The organism is Streptomyces sp. PTL18, from assembly GCF_059510295.1.
In genome coordinates, this window is record NZ_JCAJZO010000003.1 from 326,148 (window position 1) to 345,545 (window position 19,398).

The following is a 19,398-nucleotide window of genomic DNA, read 5'->3' on the forward strand; positions in this document are numbered from 1 at the left end:
TGGTGCGGTGCCGGAGCCGCCGTCCCCTGTGCGGCAGCTCCGGCACCGCGGTCATCAGGCCTAGGCCGTACCGTTGACGGCGATGAGAGGGGTGTCGGCGAGGCCCAGCTCCCCGGCCTTGTCGAGGAGCTGCTGAACCTGCCCGGCGTTCGTGGCGCCCGACCCCATCAGCTTCATCAGCAGCGCGGAGACGGTGAGGTTCTGCACGTCCGCCGTCGACACCGAGCCGAGGATCCGGCTCAGGTCGTCGGCGAAGCTCGACGTACCGTCCAGCCATGGCTTGGCCAGCGCCTGTGCGGTCCCGGAGTGCTCGACGAAGCCGTCCACCCCCTTGCCGAGGGCGATGGAGGACATGAGCCGGTCGAAGAAGACCGACTCCCCGCCGACGATGTCGATGTCCGCGTTCTCGAGCCCCGTGGCAAGGACGGTGGCCTGCGCCTCGGCGACCTGCCGCTGCACGTCCAGCCCCGCGAGCCGGATCTCCTTCTCCGCCTGCAGCCGCAGCCGGTACTCCTCGTGACCCCGGGAGGCCTCGTCCAGCGCGGCCATCGCCGCCGCCTTCTCCGTCAGGCCCGCCGCCTCGGCCTTCAGCTTCTCGCCGATGGCGGTGGCCTCCGCCAGCGCCTTGGCCTGGGCCCCCTCGGCCTCCGCGCGCATCCGTGCCTCGGTCGCGACGGCCTCCGCCCGGCCGGCCTTCTCGATGACCTCGGCCTCCTTGCCGCGGACCTGCACGGCCGCGAGCCCCTCGGCGGCCGCTTCCGCCTGGATCCCCTCGGCCAGCCGCAGCTTGGCCTGCGCGTCGAGGTCGGCCGTCTTCAACCGCGCCTCGGCCAGGGTCAGTTCCTCAGCCGCGCGGTGCGTGGCGGCCTGCTCGGCGGCCTCGGCTGCCTTGATGTCCTTGACCAGCTTCTCCTGCGCCTCGGCCTCGGCGGCGATGATCACGGCCTGGCGCCGCCGCTCCGCCTCCTCGACGGCGCGCAGCTTCTTGATCGACTCCTCCTGCTCGGCGACCGTACGGTCCACGGCGACGCGCTCGCGGATGACCTCGGCGATCTCCCGCTTCTCCGCCTCCACCTCCTTCTCGGCGGCGATACTGGTCAGCTGCGTCTCCCGCTCCCGGGCGATGACCTCCAGCAGACGGTCCTTCTCGATCCGCTCGTTCTCGACGGCGATGACCCGCTCGCGGTTCTTCGCCGCGACGGCGACCTCACGGGCCTGGTTCTCACGCTGCACACCCAGCTGCTCCTCGGTGCGCAGGAAGGCGCCCTGCGCCCGCAGCCGCTCCTCCTCCACGACCCGCGCCGTCTCGGCCTCCTCGCGGGCCCGCAGGGTGTCGATCTCACGCTTCTGCTTGATCTCGGCGTCGGCCTGCCGGCGCTCCAGCTCCAGGATCGCCTCGCGTGCGTCGACGTTCTGCCGGGTGATCTCCTTCTCCTCGGTGCGCTGGGCCTCGTTGGTGCGCACGTGCTCGACGGCCGTCAGCTCGGTGATCTTCCGGATGCCCTGCGCGTCCAGCACGTTGGCCGGGTCGAGCTGGGTCAGCGGCGTCTGCTCCAGGTAGTCGATCGCGGCGTCCTCGAGGTGGTAGCCGTTGAGGTCGACGCCGATGACCTCGATGATCCGGTACCGCAGTTCCTCGCGCTTGGTGTACAGGTCGGTGAAGTCCAGCTGTTTGCCGACGGTCTTCAGCGCCTCGGAGAACTTCGCGTGGAACAGTTCCTGCAACGTGGCCTGGTCGCTCGCGCGTGCCGTGCCGACGGACTGGGCGACCTTGACGACGTCCTCGACGGTCTTGTTGACGCGCACGAAGAACGAGATCCGGATGTCGGCGCGGATGTTGTCCCGGCAGATCAGCCCGTCCCGTCCGGTCCGCGTGATCTCGATCGCCTTCACCGAGATGTCCATCACCTCGGCCTTGTGCAGCACGGGCAGCACGACCTGCCCGGTGAAGGTCACATCGACCTTCTGCGTCCTGGAGACGATCAGCGCCTTGCCCTGCTCCACCTTGCGGAACAACCGCGAAAGAACCAGCAAGGCGAGGAGAACGACGATCAGGCAGGCGGCAGCGAGCACGCCGATGACAACCATGGCATACGTCCTTGAGGCATGGGGCGGTTGAAGTGGCAGACAGGAGGGGCCGGCACAGGCGAGCCGGCGAGCCGGGGATCAGGCAGTGCGGTCGTCCGTCATGGGGCGGGCAGAACCGGGTCCGTCGGGGAAGAGCCGGTGCAACGGCCGGACGAACAGGCAGGTCAGCCGCCAGGCGGCGAACCACGCGGCAGCCGACACCACCGGACGCAGCAGCCCGGTCACGGCTCCCGGGGGTGCGAGCGCGGCGAACAGCACGCTCGCGCCGACGCCCAGGAACCAGGCGAGCACCGTCAGCAGGGAGAACGCGACCGCCACCGGCACACCGTCCATACCGCAGCCGCCGAGGTCGACATCCGCGTCGAAGCTGTCCGCGGCCGCGACGCCGAGGGCGACCAGCAGCCAGAAGCACATGACCACGACGAGGGCGGCGGTGAACAGGAGCATGGGAAAACCGGTGGCGGTCTCCACGACCACCCGCATCCTGTGACCCCCTCTCCCGCGCACGGCGCACCCGGACGGCGCACTGCCGGCGTCCGGGCCCGGTGCCTGGTACCTGCCGGTGCCCGGCACCGGAACCATCCGCAGTGCTCCCCGCGGGCCATGGTGCACGGCCGTACCAGCTCCGCGCATTGCCGGTTCCCGGCAGTGTTCACCAGGGTCTGCATGCCGGTGGAACGCTAAGAAGGCGTCAGCGGCGCGTCAGGATTCGGGGGACGGCGTGACGCAGGACGAGGCCGCCCGCGATGCACGGCGGGCTGGTGCAGTGCGGGTCGGGTCCTGCGGCGGCCCACGCGCCGGTACCGCCGGCGAGGGCGGCGAGTACGCCTTGTCCGGCCAGGAGCCCGCAGGCGTTCTCCGGGCGGACGCCGGAGGCGCACAACACCACGAGGACATCGCCGCGTTCGGCGGCCGGCCGTATCCCGGGCAGTGCGCGCCGGATCCGGCCCAGGGGCAGGGATGGTGCGGGCGCCGGGCAGGCGGCGGAGGCGTACGCGCCGGGGTGCGCACGTCGATGACGGTGAGCTCGTGGAGTCGCCTGCGGGCCTGGTCGGTAGCGAGGGCGGTGGGGATGAGGAGGCTGGTGATGACAGATGTGATCCTTGATGGTCGCCGCCGGCCCGAACCGGGACGTACAGTACCCCTAGGGGTATATTCCGAGGAGTGGTCGTGGAACTGGAGCTTGAGGGTGCGTCCCTGAGGGCCGTGCTGAACCGGCTGCGGCGTGCGCAGGGCCAGATCTCCGGTGTGATCCGGATGATCGAGGAGGGCCGGGACTGCGAGGAAGTGGTCACGCAGCTGGCCGCCGCCTCGCGGGCTCTGGACCGTGCCGGTTTCGCGATCATCGCCACCGGTCTTCAGCAGTGCGTGGCGGACATCGAGTCCGGCCGGAAGAACGGCGAGGACACCGAGCAGATGCGCTCCCGGCTGGAGAAGCTCTTCTTGTCGCTGGCCTGAGGGGCCGCGGGGTGAGCCCGTGGCCGGTGCGGGCCGCGGTCTCCTGTACGCGGCGGCGGTGCGGCCCGCCGACTCGACGCCGCCCTCGCCTCCCTCACCGGCGAGGCGCACACCCGGGTCGGGGCCGACCGCGGGTGACGACGTTCCGGCCTGCGCGACGGCTTCCTGGTGGGGGTGGGGCCGGTCAGTGGCCGTGCGGCCCGGCGCCGGGACCGTGGGCGTCGGTGAGGTGGCATTCCACGTCCACGACACCTTCCACGGCGCGGACGAGACGCGCGGCGACGGAGATGAGCGAGGTGTCCCCGGTCTGACCGCGGAGCGTGACGACTCCGTCCTTCACGTCCACGTGGATGGTGCGGGCGAGGGCCGGGAAGAGCGGCGCGACCACTGTGCGGTGGACCTCTTCCTCGAGGTCCTCATCCGACCGGAGGAAGACCTTCAGCAGGTCGGCGCGGCTGACGATGCCGCGCAGCACGCCTTCGTCGTCCACGACGGGGAGCCGTTTGACGTGCTTCACGGCCATGATCCGGGCCGCCTGCGCCAAGGTGACGCCGGGGTGCACGGTGATCGCAGGGGTGCTCATGAGGTCCCGGGCGGTCAGACCTCCGGCCCTGGCCGTGGCGGACAGGCGTTCCCGCTGCTCGGACAGGCTCGGGATACCGGCGCGGAACTCCTCCTTGGCCAGGAGGTCGGCTTCGGACACCACCCCGATGACGCGGCCGTCGCCCTCCAGGACCGGCAGGGCGCTGACCTTCCACTGCTCCAGGGTCCTGACGATCTCCCTGAACGGCGCGTCACGCCCGACGGCCACCACCGCCATGGTCATCACATCGCTCACGATGTGCGGTGTCGCGCTCATGAAGACCTCCCGTCGGCGCGCGGACCCTCGCCCCCTGCCTCCAGCGTCCCAAGGAGGCGGCCGGTCGGCATCCGGCCGAACGTCCCCGTCGCAGGGGCGTTGCGCCTGTCGCGTGCCTCACCGGACGGTGCGAGCCCGCGAGGTGTTGCCGGACGCCGCGGCGGACACGGACCTTCCGGCCGTCGGCGCGCGGAGGCGGACCGGCCGCCACCGGCGTCTGCGGCCGGGCCGGGCATGCCGTACCGCACCCCGCGGACCGCCCCGTCGCCGTCGTTGCGCACCGTCCGTCAGAGAGGGACGTGGGCCGATCGGGTACCCGCAGGGGCTGCACGGCCCTTACCGGTCCGGCCCCCGGCACACCACGGTGGAGACGAGGCGCACACCGCCGAGGTGAGGAGGCTGTGCCATGCGGACACCGCGTCTTCGGGGACACCGGCCTCCGTACCCGTCGGGGCGGAGGCGGCACGCCGGGCGACCGGGCCGGAACCCGCTCGAACGACCGTCGGACCGCTTCGAGCGCGGGCTCCGCATCCTGCTGATGGCCGTGCTCGCCGTGGCCGTGCCGATGGCGGCGTGGATCGCCGGGAGCGCGACCTACGACCATGACAGCCGACTGCATCAAGTGCAGACGGCTGAAGGACACCCGGTCACGGCACGGCTGCTGTCCGATGCCCAGGACGACGGCGATCGCACCGACGGCCCGCTCGGCTCTCACGCGTCGGTCCGCTGGGGTGACGCCCGCGGGTCCCACTCCGCTGTGGCACCGGTAGGGGCCCGGCAGCGGAAGGGGGACACGGTCACCGTGTGGCTGGATGCCCACGGCGACGTCACCACGCCGCCTCCCACGTCGGACGAGGCGGCGCTCGCCGGTGTCGAAACGGGCTTCGCCGCCGCGGCGGGCGTTGCCCTGATCGTGGGCGGCGCGTGGAAGAGCGTTCGTGTCCGCCTCGATCGTCGCCGCCTGGAGCAGTGGGACCGGGAGTGGGAGCTCGTCGAACCACGGTGGACGGGGCGTCGCTCCCGGTGAAGGGGCAGGGGGCGACCGGGCAGCGGGTGCCGTTCAGCGGCTGCGGGGCGGTCCACCGGGCAGGGGCAGCGTCAGGGCGTCCATGACACCGGGGACTCGATGCTGTCGTTCGGGGTGGTCAGCCGCGCGTTCGGGGTGGTCAGCCGCGGGTGGTCCTCCTCGTCGGTGCGCAGGCCGTGCGTTGCTTCGGCGGTGATGCCGTCGGCGGCGAGGAGGTTCGCCGTCGTGCCGTTCGCCCGGCGAAGCACCGGCTCGTTCGGCTCGTTCCGACGCCTGCCTTCTCCGGTCTTCCCGTTCGCCGCAGCGCGCCCGGGGCCGATCGGCCCCCTGAGCGGGCCCCCTGAGCGGGCCCCCTGAGCGGGCCCCCTGAGCGGGCTCCCTGAGCGGCGCACGGGGCCCACTCGGCCGCCCTTCCCTGGCGCGGCGCCGCCGATTCGCGCAGCGTGGAGGTGGAGCACGGCATCCGGCGTGGCCGGTGAGGGGGGCCGCGGGAGAGGTGGGACGTATGGGCACGGACGCTTCCAGGCCTCGTGTCGTGGCCGGTGTCGACGGTTCGCCGTCCTCGCACGCGGCACTGCGCTGGGCCGTGCGGTACGCCGGCCTGATCGGCGGCACCGTGGACGCGGTGGTGGCGTGGGATCTGCCCGGCGCGTACGGCTGGTCGGCTCTGGCCGTGGACGCCGACTTCGACGAGGCCGTCGCCCGGCAGCGGCTGAGCCAGGAGCTGAGCGACGTGCTGGGAGCCGAGGAGGCCGGCTCGGTCAGGGGGCTCGTGGTCCGGGGGAACACCGTCGAGGTGCTTCTGATGGCAGCCGAGGGCGCTGAGGCGTTGGTGGTGGGCAGCAGGGGGCGGGGCGGGTTCGCGCGGGCCCTGCTGGGCTCCGTCAGCCAGCACGTCGCTCAGCACGCGAAGTGCCCGGTCGTCATCGTGCGCCCGGAAACGCGATGAGGCGGTCCGGGAGGCCATGAGCGGGTCGTGCGTGACGGCCGCTCCCAGGACGTCGGCTCCTGCCCCGCCTCGACGCGGAGTCAGGTCGGGCGGGCTCCCGCACCTGCCGGGCGCGGGCCGGTGCCGCGATCAGCCGCGCCGCGACGTGAGGGTGGTCGTCGCGGGTGCGGGCCGCCCCCGCCCCCTCGCGGAAGCCGGCCGCCTCCCGCCGAACGTCGGCCAGCCGTGCGAGGGACTGCTCCAGTCCCGCGGCGCGCTCCGCCGCCCGGCCGGCGGGGACCGCGGCGGCAGAGGCTCCCGGCCTGCCGGTCGGAGGGAACCGTGCGGGGAAGTCCCGCAGGCTCACCACGCGCGTCCTGCTGCCGGTCCGCCCCTTCTTCGGTCCCACCGCCTCCGTGCGAGCCCGCACCGCATGGGCCCTGAGGCTGCTCCGGCAGGGCCGTTCGGCTCTTGGCCGGGCGCTGCGCGACGCGAGACTGGACACAGGCGACCAGACACAGTCCGGAGGCTGCCGTGAACGAGCACGAGAACTGCGTGATCGGCAAGGACGGGATGGCCGCGCTGGTCGACGTCCTGATCGCGCGCGGTTTCACCGTGGTCGGCCCCACCGTGCGGGACGGTGCGATCGTGCTGGAGGAGCTGGAGTCGGCCGACCGGTTGCCCTACGGATGGGGCGTGGAGCTGGAGGCCGGACAGTACCGGCTGCGCGAGCGGGTGGACGGTGCCGCATTCGCGAACGCGGCGGGCCCGCAGTCGTGGAAGGCGTTCCTGCATCCGGCGCGGGTACGGCAGTGGAGTGCCGACCGGGTGGGGGACGGGACGGTGTTCACGGCTGACGAGCCCCCGCCCGGCCGGTACGCGTTCCTCGGGGTGCGCTCCTGCGACCTGCGGGCCATCGCCGTCCAGGACCGGGTGCTCACCGGCGGGCCGCACCGCGACCCCGTCTATATGGGGCGGCGCACCGGAGCGTTCCTGGTGGCGGTGGAGTGCACGGAGCCCGGCGCCACCTGCTTCTGCGTCTCGATGGGCACCGGACCCGCGGCCGGGCCCGGCTACGACCTGGTGATGACCGAGGTGGTCGACGACGACGGCCACCGTTTCTGGATCCGCGGCGGCAGCGAGGAAGGCGCCGAGATCCTCGCCGAACTGCCCGTTCGCCCGGCGGACCCCGCCACGCGCGAGGCGGCACGGGCGGGCGTCGCCTCCGCCGCGGACCGCATGGGACGGACCATGCCCGAAGCCGACCTGCGGGAACTGATGGCCGGCACGCTGGACGCCCCCCGCTGGGACGACGTCGCCGGGCGCTGTCTGACGTGCGGCAACTGCACCATGGTGTGTCCCACCTGCTTCTGCACCACCACCGAGGACGTCACCGACCTCACCGGTGACCACGCGGAGCGGTGGCGGCTGTGGGACTCCTGCTTCGACCTCGACTTCTCCCACCTGCACGGCGGCCCGGTCCGCGCGTCCGCGCGCAGCCGCTACCGGCAGTGGATGACCCACAAACTGGGCACCTGGTACGACCAGTTCGGCTCCTCCGGCTGTGTCGGCTGCGGCCGCTGCATCGTGTGGTGCCCGGTCGGCATCGACATCACCGAGGAGGCCGCCGCCCTGCACGACTGGACGCGGTCCCGGGCACCGGAGGAGGCGGAGGCCCCGTGACCGGCCTGCCGTCGTCCCTGGACTTCCTTGCGGCCGCACACCGCGAACGGCTGCTGGGCACAGGACTGGACGTCTCGTACCCGGCCGGTACGCGACTGTTCGACGAGGGCGGGAAGGCCGACCGCTTCTGGCTGCTGCGCTCCGGCGAGGTCGCCCTCGACCTGTACGTCCCCGGCCGGCACCCGGCGCCCGTGGTGGAGACGCTCGGTCCGGGCCAGCTGCTGGGCTGGTCGTGGATCTCCGCGCCGTACCGCTGGCACCTGGGGGCCGAGGCGGTGACCGCGGTGGAGGCGCGGCAGTTCCCCGCCGCCGAAGTCCTCGCCCTGTGCGCGGCCGACCCGGCACTCGGCTACGCCCTGATGCGCCGCTTCACCGAGGTCGTCGCCGAGCGCCTGCAGGCGACCCGCATCAGGCTGCTGGACCTGTACGCGCCCTACGGAAGCGGCCCGGGATGAGCACCGTGACGCCTCCGCTGCCGTACCGGGTCGTCGGCACCCGGCCGGAGACCGCCGACACCCGCTCGGTGGAGCTGGTGCCGGTGGGACGGGAGCTGCCGCCGTTCGCGCCGGGCCGGTTCGCCATGGTCTACGCGTTCGGCGTCGGCGAGGTGCCCGTCTCGGTCAGCTCCCTGCGCGGCCCGCACGGGGGGCTGGTGCACACGGTGCGTGCGGTGGGCGCGGTCTCCCGGGCGCTGTACCGACTGCGCCCGGGAGACACCGTGGGGCTGCGCGGGCCGTACGGCGTCGGCTGGGATCTGGACGCGGCGGCCGACCAGGACGTGCTGGTGATCGCAGGCGGCATCGGCCTTGCACCGCTGCGGCCGGTGGTGCACACGGTCCTGGAGCGGCCCGCCGCCTACGGCCGGCTCGGGGTCCTGGTGGGCGCGCGTACTCCCGGCGACCTGATCTACCGGGAGGAGATCGAAAGCTGGCGCGGCCCGGCCCGGGTGGAAGTGACCGTCGACCGCCCCGGCCCGGGCCGCTGGCACGGCGCGGTCGGGGTGGTCACCACACTCCTGGACCGGTTCGCCCTCCGGCCCGACCGCACGTGCGCGCTGGTGTGCGGTCCCGAGGTGATGATCCGCCACACCGCACGCGCCCTGACGGACCGGGGCGTGCCCCCGCACCGCGTCCAGGTGTCCCTGGAACGCACCATGCGCTGCGCCACCGGCCACTGCGGCCACTGCCAGCTCGGCCCCCTTCTGCTGTGCCGGGACGGGCCGGTCGTCGGCTACGACCGGGCTGAACCACTGCTCGCCGTACGGGAGCTGTGAGATGACCACCGACCTCCCCCCTGGCGCCGATCCCCGGCCGGACACCGACCCCCGGCCGACACTCGCCGTGTGGAAGTTCGCCTCCTGCGACGGCTGCCAGCTGACCCTGCTCGACTGCGAGGACGAACTGCTCGGCCTGACCGACCGGATACGGATCGAGCACTTCCTGGAGATGTCCGCCGCCGAGGGCCCCGACGGGGAGCGCGCGGAGCTGTCCGGGCGCGGACCGTACGACCTCTCCCTGGTCGAGGGATCGATCACCACCGCCGAGGACGCCGAGCGGATCCGGCACATCCGGCGCATCTCCCGGCGCCTGGTCACCATCGGAGCCTGCGCCACCGCGGGAGGCATCCAGGCGCTGCGCAACTTCGGGGACGTCGCCGAGTTCCGCGCCGCGGTCTACGCCCACCCGGAGTACATCGCCACGCTGGAGACCTCGACACCGGTCTCGGCCCACGTACCGGTCGACTTCGAACTGCGCGGCTGCCCCATCGACCGCCGCCAGCTCCTCGAAGTCATCACCGCCCACCTGGCCGGACGCAAACCGAACATCCCCGACCACAGCGTCTGCTTCGAGTGCAAGAGGCGCGGCACCACCTGCATCACCGTGGCCCACGGCACCCCCTGCCTCGGCCCGGTCACCCACTCCGGCTGCGGCGCCATCTGCCCCGCCTACGGACGCGGCTGCTACGGCTGCTTCGGCCCGAGCAACAGCCCCAACCTGCGCTCCATGGTCCGGCAACTGCGCCACGACGGGATGAGCGAGCGCGACATCCTGCGTGTCTTCCGCACCTTCAACGCCGCGTCACCGGAATATGCCCCCGTACCCGGTCTCGCGGCTGAGGCAGCCGAGGAACCGGACGACTCCCAGGCCAGGACAGAGGACACCCCGGAAGGGCCGGCATGAGCCATCGCGGATCCCGCGTGCTGCGGCTGGACGCAGTGGCCCGCGTGGAAGGCGAGGGCGCCCTCCACCTGCGCGTCCACGACGGAACGATCGCCGAGGCACGGCTGCGCATCTACGAACCGCCACGGTTCTTCGAGGCCTTCCTGATCGGCCGCGGACACACCGAGCCGCCGGACATCACCTCCCGCATCTGCGGCATCTGCCCGGTCGCCTACCAGATGAGCGCCTGCCAGGCGATCGAGAACGCCTGCGGTGTCACCGTGGACGGCCCCCTGGCCGAACTGCGCCGCCTGCTGTACTGCGGGGAGTGGATCGAGAGCCAGACCCTGCACATCCATCTGCTGCACGCCCCCGACTTCCTCGGCTGCCCCAGTGCGGTCGAACTCGCGCGCGACCACCGCGCCGCCGTCGAGCGCGGCCTGAGGACCAAGCAGGCCGGCAACGCGATCCTGGAACAGTTGGGCGGCCGCCCCATCCACCCGGTCAACGTCCGCGTCGGCGGCTTCTACCGCACGCCGACGATCCAGGAACTCCGTCCGCTGGCGGACCGGCTGTGGCAGACCCGCGAGGACGCGCTTCAAACCGTGCGCTGGGTGGCCGCGTTCGACTTCCCCGACGCCGAGTGCGACTACGACCTGCTCGCGCTGCGGGACCCGGGCCGCTACGCCATCGACTCCGGAACCCCCGCCGTCCTGTCCGTCCGCGACGGAGGCGACACCGAGCGGAGCCCGGCGCTGCGCGCGTTCCCGGTCGCCGACTTCGAGCGGCACGTCCACGAGGAGCACGTACCGCACTCCACCGCCCTGACCGCCACCCTCGACGGCCGCCGCTACCTGACCGGCTCACTGGCCCGCTACGCCCTGGGCGGCCGCTGGCTGCACCCCGTGGCGGCCGAGGCCGCGCGGGACGCCGGGCTCGGCGACCCGGCCGCGGGCGCGGTCTGCCGCAACCCCTTCCGCAGCATCGTCGTACGCGCCGTGGAAGTGGTGCACGCCGTCGAGGAAGCCCTGCGGATCATCGACGCCTACGAACCACCTCCCCGTCCGGCCGTCGACGTCCCGCCACGCGAGGCGGTCGGCGTCGGCGCCACCGAGGCACCCCGCGGACTGCTCTACCACCGCTACGCCCTGGCTCAGGACGGCACGCTCACCGCGGCCCGCATCGTTCCCCCCACCGCCCAGAACCAGTCGGCCATCGAGGAGGACCTGCGCCGGGCCGTCCAGGCGCGACTGGACCGGCCGGGCCCCGCCGCCGACGACGAGGAGCTCACCACGGTGTGCGAGCGCGCCATCCGCAACCACGACCCCTGCATCTCCTGCTCCGCGCACTTCCTCGACCTGACGGTGGAGCGCACATGAGCGGCCGGATCGTGGTGATCGGGGTGGGCAATCCCTTCCGCCGCGACGACGGCGTCGGGCCGGCGGTGGTGGAGGCACTGCGCGGCCGGGTTCCCGACGGCACCGTGCTCGCGGTCAGCGACGGCGAACCCAGCCGGATGCTCGACCTGTGGCACGGCGCCGACGGAGTGGTCGTGGTGGAAGCCGTCCGCGCGCACCCTGCCCGGCCCGGTCGGCTGCACACCCTGTCAGCGGCGGAAGCGGCAGCGCACCGGGCGGGTCCGGCGAGCACCCACGCCCTGGGCCTGGGCGAGTGCCTGGCCCTGGGGAGAACCCTCGACCGGCTCCCGCACGAGCTCGTGGTGCACGCCGTGGAGGCGTCCGACACAGACCTGGGTACCGGCCTGAGCGAACCGGTGCGTACGGCCCTTCCCGAACTGATCGACCGTGTGGCCGCCTCCGTACGGAAGGCACATGGTCACGACCGCTAGGAGGGCCACCCGCAGGACACCGGTGCCTGGCCGGAGTGCGCCGCACGGAGGTGTGCGGTAGTCCTCGAATGAGAAGAAGCCGGGCCCGGCGTGCCGGTGCCGCCCGGACCGGCGGACTCCCGCCCCGTCGTTCCGGCTTCCCACCAGAGGGAGGCAGTCGCCATGGACCCGGTCGTCACGGTGGGCCTCGACGGCTCGCCCGAGAGTCTCGCCGCCGCTCGCTGGGCCGCTGACGAAGCCGAACGGCGCAAGCTCACCCTGCGCCTGCTGCACGCGTGGCCGCTGCTGGTGCCGGAACCGACCCGCCTTCCCTGCGAGGTCGATCAGAACTACTGGGCGAAGCGCCTCGTGCACGACGCACGGGCGAAACTCCAGGCGCGCCACCCCCGCCTCACCGTCGTGGGCAGCCTGATCGCCGACGACGCCGAGCACGCACTGCTCCGAGCGGCATCCGAGTCCGAGATGACCGTGCTCGGTTCCCGCGGGCTGGAGCCCGTCGAGAGCTACTTCATGGGTGACGTCAGCATGCCCGTCGTGGCACGGGCCGAGCGGCCGGTGGTGCTGGTCCGCGCCGAAACAGGCGAAGAGGTGCCCACGCCCGCGTCCCACGACGTGGTGGTGGCGCTGAAACTGCACGGATCGTGCGACGACCTGCTCGCGTTCGCCTTCGGCACCGCCGCGGCGAGGAACGTGGGCCTGCGGGCCGTCCACGGCCGCAGCGTGCCCCTCCACGCGCGGTTGCCCTGGGGCATCGACCACGACGTCACCGAGGAGATCGGGCAGGACGCACAGAAACAGCTCAGCCAGGCGCTCCACCCCTGGCGCGAGAAGTTCCCGCACGTCGACGTCACCGACACCATCGCTCTCGACAGCCCCGCCAAGGCCGTCGTGCGCGCTGCCGAGGGCGCCGGAATGCTGGTGGTCGGCAGACGCAGGCACCGCGCCGCCCTCGCCCCACGCCTGGGCCCCGTGGCCCAGGCCGCCCTCCACCACGCCCGCTGCCCCGTCGCCGTCGTACCCCATGACTGAGCCGGGCCACCGGAGGGAGCCGAACATGCCGGGGCACCACTCCGACGCGACGGTGCCGGGGCCGGCCACGGGAGTCGGCGCGCCCGGTCCGGCTCACGACGCTCCGGCGATCCCCCGCGCAGAAGTCCGCGAGACCCACACCGGCCTCGTGTTCTTCGTCGGCGACCGCGCCTACAAGGTCAAGAAACCGGTCGATCTGGGCTTCCTCGACTACTCGACCGTGGCGGCCCGCCGGGACGCATGTGAGCGGGAAGTCGCCCTCAACCGCCGCTTCGCACCGGACGTCTACCTCGGGCTCGGCGAGGTCCGCACCCCGGAGGCGAAGGCGCCCGAACCGCTCGTGGTGATGCGCCGCATGCCGGCCGACCGGCGCCTGTCCCTGCTGGTACGGGAAGGCACCGCGATCGACGACGACCTCCGGGCCATCGCCCGGCAGCTCGCCACCTGCCACGCGGGCGCGCCCCGCGGCCGCGAGATCGACGAACAAGGCACCGCAGACGCACTGTCCTCGCGCTGGGAGGACAGCTTCGCGCAGGTCCGGGCACTGGCCGGGGACGGGCCGGTGCCCGAGGGGGTGGAGGAGACCGAACGGCTGGTACGCCGCTATCTGGCCGGACGCAAACGGCTGTTCGACGCCCGCATCGAGCAGGGGCGGATCGTGGACGGCCACGGCGACCTGCTCGCCGAGGACGTCTTCTGCCTCGACGACGGGCCGCGCATCCTGGACTGCCTGGAGTTCGACGACCACCTCCGCTACGTCGACGGCCTCGACGACGCCGCGTTCCTCGCCATGGACCTGGAGCAGCTCGGGGCGACGGAGGCCGCCGCGTTCTTCCTCACCCGGTACAGCGAGTACTCCGGCGATCCGGCACCACCGTCCCTGTGGCACCACTACGTCGCCTACCGCGCGTTCGTCCGCGCCAAGGTCTCCCTGATCCAGGCCCGTCAGGGCGCGCCCGGCGCGGAGGCGGCGTCACGCCGGCTGGTCACCACGGCACTGCGCCACCTGCGTGCCTCCACCGTCGGCCTCACGCTCGTGGGCGGACTGCCGGGCAGCGGCAAGTCCACCCTCGCGGGAGCACTGGCCGACCGCCTCGGCGTCACGCTGCTCAGCAGCGACCGTCTCCGCAAGGAACTCGCGGGCATCCCGGCGGAGCAGTCCGCGGCGGCCGGCTACGGGGAGGGCCTGTACACGGCCGAGTGGACCGCCAGGACCTACCAGGCCCTGCTCGACCGGGCATCCGCCCTGCTGTCCTGCGGAGAGTCCGTCGTCCTGGACGCCACCTGGTCCGACGCGGGACAACGCGCAGCGGCCGTGCGCACGGCCGAACGCACCAGCGCCGACCTGGTGGCCCTGCACTGCCGGGTCCCGGGCGACGTGTCGGCGACCCGCCTGGCCACCCGTGCCCCCGGAGCGTCGGACGCCGGCCTCGAGGTGGCCGCCGCGATGGCGGCCAGGGAGACCCCGTGGGCGGAGGCCGTCACGATCGACACGAGCGGCCCCCTGGAGTCCGCAGTCGTCCGGGCGCTGGCAGCCGTACGGCCGTGGGGCCCCGGTCAGGCCCAGGTCTTCCGCCGCGCCGGGACCCGGGACGCGGTCACACGGTGATCCGGCGCCCGGTGATGTCCAGGGGTTCGATGCGGATCCACAGCTCCCGTCGCCCGCCCGCCCAGGGCGCGCTCGGCGCTTGCTCCTCCAGCCGCCGTACGGAGCCGGGATCCGTCACGGCTCGGGCGTCTCCGCGTACCAGGACGCTCCAGCCCTGGCTCAGGGCTCCGTCGATGTGGTCGATCTCGAGGGCCACCTGAGAGCCCGACGCCTGCGAAGGCACCGTGTGCGGCTGCGTCCTGAAGACGAGCGCCCCTTCCACGACGCTGTAGTTCACGGGGACGACGACCGGTCCCGAGGCGGTGGTCACCGCGAGTCTTCCCACCCCGTGCGTGGAAAGCAGCTCCCGGCACTCCCGCGGGGTCAGCTCCGTGAACTTCGGGTGCCGGCCTGCCTGTCCGAGGCCGGGCGGCAGGTCGACGTCGCCGCCGGAGAGGTCCCGGACGGTGGTCTCGAGCGCTCCGGCCAACCGCAGGAGGGAGGCCGCGCTGGGCGCGGCGGTGGGCTGCTCCTCCAGGTACCGCAGGTAACCTGCGGCCATACCGGCCCGATCGGCCGTTTCCTCCCGGGTCAGACCGAGTTCCTCGCGCCGCAGCGCGATCCGCCGCCCGAGGTCGCCGGTGGGACGGCCCCCCGACGCGTTCGGCGATGTCTGTGCGGCCATTCGCCCGTCACCTGCTCTCGGAGGTCGCGCCGCGGGTCGTGGGCGAGCCGTGCGGTGACCGCTCGCCGGACGACAGAGGGGAGTCGTCGAACACGTAGGTGAGCTGGTCGATCACCGTGACCACTCCGTCGATCTGCCGGGTCATGGAGACGGCGATCTGCGTCTCGCTCCGGCGTTCCAGCCGGCCGGTGAGGGTGACCACGCCTTCGACCACGAAGACGTCGACGGTCGTGGGCGCCAGTCGCAGGGTGCGGACCATCACTTCCTCGATCACTTCGCCGCGGATCTCGGCGTCGGGCCGCAGAAAGACCTGGAGCACGTCGCGGCGGGTGACGATGCCGACGAGCCGGTCCTCCTCGTCCAGTACGGGCAGCCGCTCCACGTGGTGGTGCGCCATGGTGCGCGCGGCTTCGGCGATGGTCTCCTCGGCGTGAACGGTGACGGGCGGGGCGGTCATGAGCTGACCGGCGGTGAAGGCACTGGAAGCGGCGGCCTGCCTGCGAGCCCTCGGCGTGCGTTCGGGGAACCGGAAGCGACGCCTGGTCCCGTCCGTGTCGAGGGCTTCGGACTGCCTGGTCACCAGATCCGTTTCGGAGATGACGCCGATGACCTTGTCGTCGTCGTCCACCACGGGCAGTCCGCTGATGCGGCGGTCCGCGAGGAGCCGCGCGACCTCCTTGAACGGAGTGCGGTATTCGGCGCGGACGACGTCCGTGGTCATCACGGAGCCGACCTTGTTGTGCTTCATGTCCTTCCCTCCTCAGCGGAGCCGGCGCAGATAGGGGTCCTGTGGCCCGCGGAGCAGCAGGCGTGCGGTTTCCTCCCGCCTCTCGACACTTCGAGCATCCGTTGCTTCGACGGCGATCACATGGGCTGACCGGGGTGGAACGAGGGCCGGTCGGCCCTGAAAGCGCATCGCGATCCCGCCGGTGGCCCCAGCCACGGGGCGCCCGCCACCACTCGGCGAACCGGTTCGGGCGGCGAACGGTTCGGGCGGCGAACGGTTCGGGCAGGGACGCGTACGGACCCGGCACTCGGATGCGACGCTCTGTGATGGGGCGCCCGGGTGCGATGGGGTGCCCGGTGATGGGACGCCCGGATGCGGCGCCCTGTGATGGGGCGCCCGGATGCGGCGCCCGGTGATCGCGTCCACGATGAGGACACGGTGCCCGTTCCCCCCTGCTGACCGCCCTCCCCTCACATCCGGCCGTGTGGACACCGGCGCGTCCTGCCGCCATGACCAGGCATCAGCGGTCCCCGTCCGCACTGCCCGACGGTGACCGGAACCAGGGCACGGGCATGGCCGCTCCCGTCCTGAGGCCGCCGGTGGGCGGTGGCCACGGGCCGTCCGCACCCGGCGAGCCCGGTTCCGCCGTGCAGACGGAGCCGGCCCGGGCGTCCTTCCCATGACGATGCCGGTGACAGAGCCAGCCCGTCGGAGCCACTCCGCAGAGGCCGACCGGGTCAGAGACGCCGGACGGACCGTCCGCGGGCCGTACGACGCCGCCCTCCTGGACGCCGACGGGAAGACCGGGCGTCAGCGCCCTGCATGATGTCGACGCATGCGAGGCGGCCCGCTCCCGGGGGCGGGGCCATCCGCCGTCGGTCCCGGCGGACCAGCACGGCCGTGCAGACCGCCACGATCAGCACGGCGGCGGCGAGGGGGATCAGGAAGGGCATGATCACCACTCCTCGTGACCGGCCGCATGCCGGACACCGACCGGCAGCCGGAAGCACATGACCACCTCGAGAGCGGCGGTGAACAGGAGCACGGCAAAACCGGTGGCGGCCTCCACGACCACGGGAAAACCGATGCCGGCCTCCACGACCACCCGCATCCTGCGACCCCCTCTCCCGCGCACGGCGCACCCGGACGGCGCACTGCCGGCGTCCGGTTGCGCCGTGCCGGGCACCTGCCGGGACCCGGCACCGGAACCATCCGCAGCCCAGCACCTGCCGGTGCCCGGCACCCGAACCATCCGCAGTACTCCCCGCGGGCCATGGTGCACAGCCGCATCCGCTCCGCGCATTGCCGGTTCCCGGCAGTGTTCACTAGGGTCTGCATGCCGGTGGAACGCTAAGAACGCGTCAGCGGCGCGTCAGGATTCGGGGGACGGTGTGACGCAGCGGGAAATACCCGAGCAGTACCTGGACGGCTACGCCCGGATCCTGACCGAGGTCTCGGCCACCGGGCGCCGTCTCACCCGCGAGGAGATCGAGTCACGGCGCGCTCTCGGCGAGCAGGCCGCGGATGCCGGGCACGGACTGCGTGCCCTGGTCGTCGCGCACCTGGCCGCGGCCCGCGCCGCGTGGCCCGCCACCCCCGGCTCGGCCGACAGCACCCTCGCGGCCATGCAGCAGGTCGTCGACGCGTTCGCCGAGGGCTACGAACGCGCCCAGCGCCTGGCCGTGCGCCAGGAGGAAGCCGCCCGCCGCGAGTTCATCGACGACCTCCTCTACGGCCGCAGCGACCTCGGCCACCTGGCCGAACGCGCCGAACGCTTCGGCCTGCGCCTCTCCCACGCCCACGCCGTCGCCGTCGCCCAGGGCCCGACCGCCTACGACGAGAGCGACCCCGTGACCCGGCAGGTGGAGCGCGCGCTGATCACCCGCTTCGGCAACCGCAGCGTCCTGCTCACCACCAAGGACGGCCGGCTGCTGTGCATCGCCCCCGGCCACGAGGACCAGATCCTGCCCTACTTCGCCAAGCAGGCCCACGCCGCCACCGACGGCGGCCGGGTCGCCATCGGCCGCCCACAGCCGGGCCCCGGCGGAGTGGTCCAGTCCTACGAAGAGGCCCTGAACGCCTTGGAGATGGCCGAGCGCATCGGTCTCGACGACCCGGTGCTGCACGCCGCCGACCTGCTCGTCTACCCCGTCCTCACCCGCGACCGCCAGGCCATGGCCGACCTCGTCTCGAACACCCTCGGCCCGCTCACCACCGCCCGTGGCGGCGCCCAGCCACTCCTCGACACCCTCACCGCCTACTTCGACTCCGGCTGCGTCGCGGCCGAAGCCGCCCGCCGCCTCTCCCTGAGCGTGCGGGCCATGACCTACCGCCTGGAACGCATCCACCGGCTCACCGGCGCCGACCCCGCCGACCCCGCCCACCGCTACATGCTCCAGACTGCCGTCATCGGCGCCCGGCTGCTGGACTGGCCCGCCAAGAACCTCTGACACCGAACCGCCGGCAGCCCGCCCCGGACCGGCCTGCGACAGGGCACGCCCGGCTCACGCGGAGCGCGAACCAACCACAACCACCGGCGACGCCGACTGCCGTCCGGCCCCGCCGGTCAGTGCTGCGGGTGCGGACGGGCGCGGAACAGGGGACGCCGCTCGGTGGCCGCGCCCGCAGTGAGACGGCCGATCTCGACGCGCGTCCTGATGGCGCGGAACACCTCGGTCAGGCCCAGGACTATGGCCATGACACCCACTACCAGGGTGAGTGTCCCGATCGACGCGAACGGCATGATGATCATGACGACGCCCGCCATGGAGCCGATGATGCCGAAGGCCACGTGCCAGCCCCGCGCCGGCATGTCCTGGACCGAGACCGCCGCGGCCGTCTCCGTAGTGCCGCGCAGCAGCCAGCTGAAGCCGATCCACAGGGCGAGCAGCAGGATCGACTCCAGGGGACCCCGGAAGCTGATCAATCCCAGCAGGATGGAGGCCGCACCGGTGATGAAGTGCAGGACCCGAAGATGCCGGGCGACGTGGCTACCGAAGGCGCCGGCCAGCTCGAAGACACCGGTGACGACCAGATAGACGCCGAAGAGTACGCCGGCGACCCGCAGCGTCGCGCCCGGCCAGACCAAGGCGATCACGCCCAGGGCAATGCTGGCGAGGCCCATGGTGAGCAGGATCTGCCAGCCCATGTTCGCCAGGGCGGCCAGGCCTCCGGCCAGGGGGGTGTCCGGCGTCTGCGGTCTTTCCTGCGCGTGCGGCTCGGTGCCGCGCGGGGGAACGGGGCCCGGGGAACCAGCGGAAGATGCCATGACGCCTGCCTCCTTCTGGGAGCAGCGTGGTCACGTCTGGTGGTCACGAC

The 19,398-nt window shown here is 72.8% G+C and carries 20 protein-coding genes and 1 pseudogene; 12 read left to right on the forward strand and 9 right to left on the reverse strand.

Annotated features, from left to right (window positions below):
* Positions 1 to 60: 60 nt before the first annotated feature.
* The 3 genes and pseudogenes from AC5WS8_RS08410 to AC5WS8_RS08420 all read right to left on the reverse strand — a co-directional run.
* Complete coding sequence (locus AC5WS8_RS08410; protein WP_496102660.1) at positions 61 to 2,088, reverse strand: flotillin family protein; 2,028 nt, start codon at positions 2,086 to 2,088, stop codon at positions 61 to 63.
* A gap of 78 nt (positions 2,089 to 2,166) precedes the next feature.
* A complete protein-coding gene (locus AC5WS8_RS08415) occupies positions 2,167 to 2,571 on the reverse strand; it encodes a hypothetical protein (protein ID WP_496102661.1) in 405 nt (134 codons plus the stop codon).
* 283 nt (positions 2,572 to 2,854) lie between these two features.
* Positions 2,855 to 3,177 (reverse strand): annotated as a pseudogene (locus AC5WS8_RS08420) (rhodanese-like domain-containing protein); the annotation flags it as partial.
* 81 nt (positions 3,178 to 3,258) lie between these two features.
* Here AC5WS8_RS08420 and AC5WS8_RS08425 point away from each other — a divergent pair.
* A complete protein-coding gene (locus tag AC5WS8_RS08425) occupies positions 3,259 to 3,546 on the forward strand; it encodes a metal-sensitive transcriptional regulator (protein ID WP_496102662.1) in 288 nt (95 codons plus the stop codon).
* Positions 3,547 to 3,730: 184 nt separating this feature from the next.
* On the opposite strand, the gene AC5WS8_RS08430 is transcribed toward AC5WS8_RS08425, so the two are convergent.
* Complete coding sequence (locus AC5WS8_RS08430) at positions 3,731 to 4,405, reverse strand: CBS domain-containing protein (protein WP_496102663.1); 675 nt, start codon at positions 4,403 to 4,405, stop codon at positions 3,731 to 3,733.
* Positions 4,406 to 4,811: 406 nt separating this feature from the next.
* On the opposite strand from AC5WS8_RS08430, the gene AC5WS8_RS08435 reads away from it, so the two are divergent.
* Positions 4,812 to 5,432, forward strand: coding sequence for an Rv1733c family protein (locus AC5WS8_RS08435; protein ID WP_496102664.1), 621 nt, complete (start codon positions 4,812 to 4,814; stop codon positions 5,430 to 5,432).
* Between the two features lie 71 nt (positions 5,433 to 5,503).
* Here AC5WS8_RS08435 and AC5WS8_RS08440 read toward each other — a convergent pair whose 3' ends face one another.
* Positions 5,504 to 5,680 (reverse strand): hypothetical protein, encoded by a 177-nt coding sequence (locus AC5WS8_RS08440; RefSeq protein ID WP_496102665.1) that lies wholly within the window; start codon positions 5,678 to 5,680, stop codon positions 5,504 to 5,506.
* 257 nt (positions 5,681 to 5,937) lie between these two features.
* Between AC5WS8_RS08440 and AC5WS8_RS08445 the strand changes: the two genes are divergently transcribed.
* From AC5WS8_RS08445 to AC5WS8_RS08485, 9 genes are all read left to right on the forward strand, one after another.
* Complete coding sequence (locus AC5WS8_RS08445; RefSeq protein ID WP_496102666.1) at positions 5,938 to 6,381, forward strand: universal stress protein; 444 nt, start codon at positions 5,938 to 5,940, stop codon at positions 6,379 to 6,381.
* A gap of 552 nt (positions 6,382 to 6,933) precedes the next feature.
* On the forward strand, positions 6,934 to 8,043 hold the full coding sequence (locus AC5WS8_RS08450) for a 4Fe-4S dicluster domain-containing protein (RefSeq protein WP_496102790.1): 1,110 nt from the start codon (positions 6,934 to 6,936) through the stop codon (positions 8,041 to 8,043).
* Positions 8,040 to 8,498 (forward strand): Crp/Fnr family transcriptional regulator, encoded by a 459-nt coding sequence (locus AC5WS8_RS08455; RefSeq protein ID WP_496102667.1) that lies wholly within the window; start codon positions 8,040 to 8,042, stop codon positions 8,496 to 8,498. Before AC5WS8_RS08450 ends, AC5WS8_RS08455 begins: the two co-directional genes overlap by 4 nt.
* Entirely contained in the window at positions 8,495 to 9,316 is an 822-nt protein-coding gene (locus AC5WS8_RS08460) for an FAD/NAD(P)-binding protein (RefSeq protein ID WP_496102668.1), read from the forward strand. The genes AC5WS8_RS08455 and AC5WS8_RS08460 overlap by 4 nt, the downstream gene beginning before the upstream one ends.
* A gap of 1 nt (position 9,317) precedes the next feature.
* Positions 9,318 to 10,223, forward strand: coding sequence for an NADH-quinone oxidoreductase subunit B family protein (locus tag AC5WS8_RS08465; RefSeq protein WP_496102669.1), 906 nt, complete (start codon positions 9,318 to 9,320; stop codon positions 10,221 to 10,223).
* Positions 10,220 to 11,581, forward strand: coding sequence for a Ni/Fe hydrogenase subunit alpha (locus AC5WS8_RS08470; RefSeq protein WP_496102670.1), 1,362 nt, complete (start codon positions 10,220 to 10,222; stop codon positions 11,579 to 11,581). Before AC5WS8_RS08465 ends, AC5WS8_RS08470 begins: the two co-directional genes overlap by 4 nt.
* Positions 11,578 to 12,051 carry a hydrogenase maturation protease gene (locus AC5WS8_RS08475; protein WP_496102671.1) on the forward strand — a complete coding sequence of 158 codons (474 nt, stop codon included), beginning with the start codon at positions 11,578 to 11,580 and terminating at the stop codon, positions 12,049 to 12,051. Before AC5WS8_RS08470 ends, AC5WS8_RS08475 begins: the two co-directional genes overlap by 4 nt.
* A gap of 162 nt (positions 12,052 to 12,213) precedes the next feature.
* Positions 12,214 to 13,080 (forward strand): universal stress protein, encoded by an 867-nt coding sequence (locus AC5WS8_RS08480; protein WP_496102672.1) that lies wholly within the window; start codon positions 12,214 to 12,216, stop codon positions 13,078 to 13,080.
* A 25-nt stretch (positions 13,081 to 13,105) separates the two neighbouring features.
* Positions 13,106 to 14,689 (forward strand): bifunctional aminoglycoside phosphotransferase/ATP-binding protein, encoded by a 1,584-nt coding sequence (locus tag AC5WS8_RS08485; protein WP_496102673.1) that lies wholly within the window; start codon positions 13,106 to 13,108, stop codon positions 14,687 to 14,689.
* Here AC5WS8_RS08485 and AC5WS8_RS08490 read toward each other — a convergent pair.
* The 3 genes from AC5WS8_RS08490 to AC5WS8_RS08500 all read right to left on the reverse strand — a co-directional run bounded on the left by AC5WS8_RS08490 (position 14,679) and on the right by AC5WS8_RS08500 (position 17,191).
* Positions 14,679 to 15,353: a helix-turn-helix domain-containing protein gene (locus AC5WS8_RS08490; protein WP_496102674.1), complete on the reverse strand. Its 675-nt coding sequence runs from the start codon at positions 15,351 to 15,353 to the stop codon at positions 14,679 to 14,681. The two genes, AC5WS8_RS08485 and AC5WS8_RS08490, sit on opposite strands and share 11 nt — an antisense overlap.
* Before the next feature lie 7 nt (positions 15,354 to 15,360).
* Positions 15,361 to 16,101 (reverse strand): CBS domain-containing protein, encoded by a 741-nt coding sequence (locus tag AC5WS8_RS08495; protein WP_496102675.1) that lies wholly within the window; start codon positions 16,099 to 16,101, stop codon positions 15,361 to 15,363.
* A 934-nt stretch (positions 16,102 to 17,035) separates the two neighbouring features.
* Positions 17,036 to 17,191, reverse strand: a complete 156-nt coding sequence (locus AC5WS8_RS08500; protein WP_496102676.1) for a hypothetical protein — start codon at positions 17,189 to 17,191, stop codon at positions 17,036 to 17,038.
* Positions 17,192 to 17,471: 280 nt separating this feature from the next.
* Here AC5WS8_RS08500 and AC5WS8_RS08505 point away from each other — a divergent pair, with 280 nt between their 5' ends.
* Entirely contained in the window at positions 17,472 to 18,530 is a 1,059-nt protein-coding gene (locus tag AC5WS8_RS08505) for a PucR family transcriptional regulator (RefSeq protein WP_496102677.1), read from the forward strand.
* A gap of 116 nt (positions 18,531 to 18,646) precedes the next feature.
* Here AC5WS8_RS08505 and AC5WS8_RS08510 read toward each other — a convergent pair whose 3' ends face one another.
* The gene (locus AC5WS8_RS08510) at positions 18,647 to 19,348 is read right to left on the reverse strand and encodes an HdeD family acid-resistance protein (protein WP_496102678.1); all 702 of its coding nucleotides are present in this window, start codon (positions 19,346 to 19,348) and stop codon (positions 18,647 to 18,649) included.
* Positions 19,349 to 19,398 lie beyond the last annotated feature (50 nt).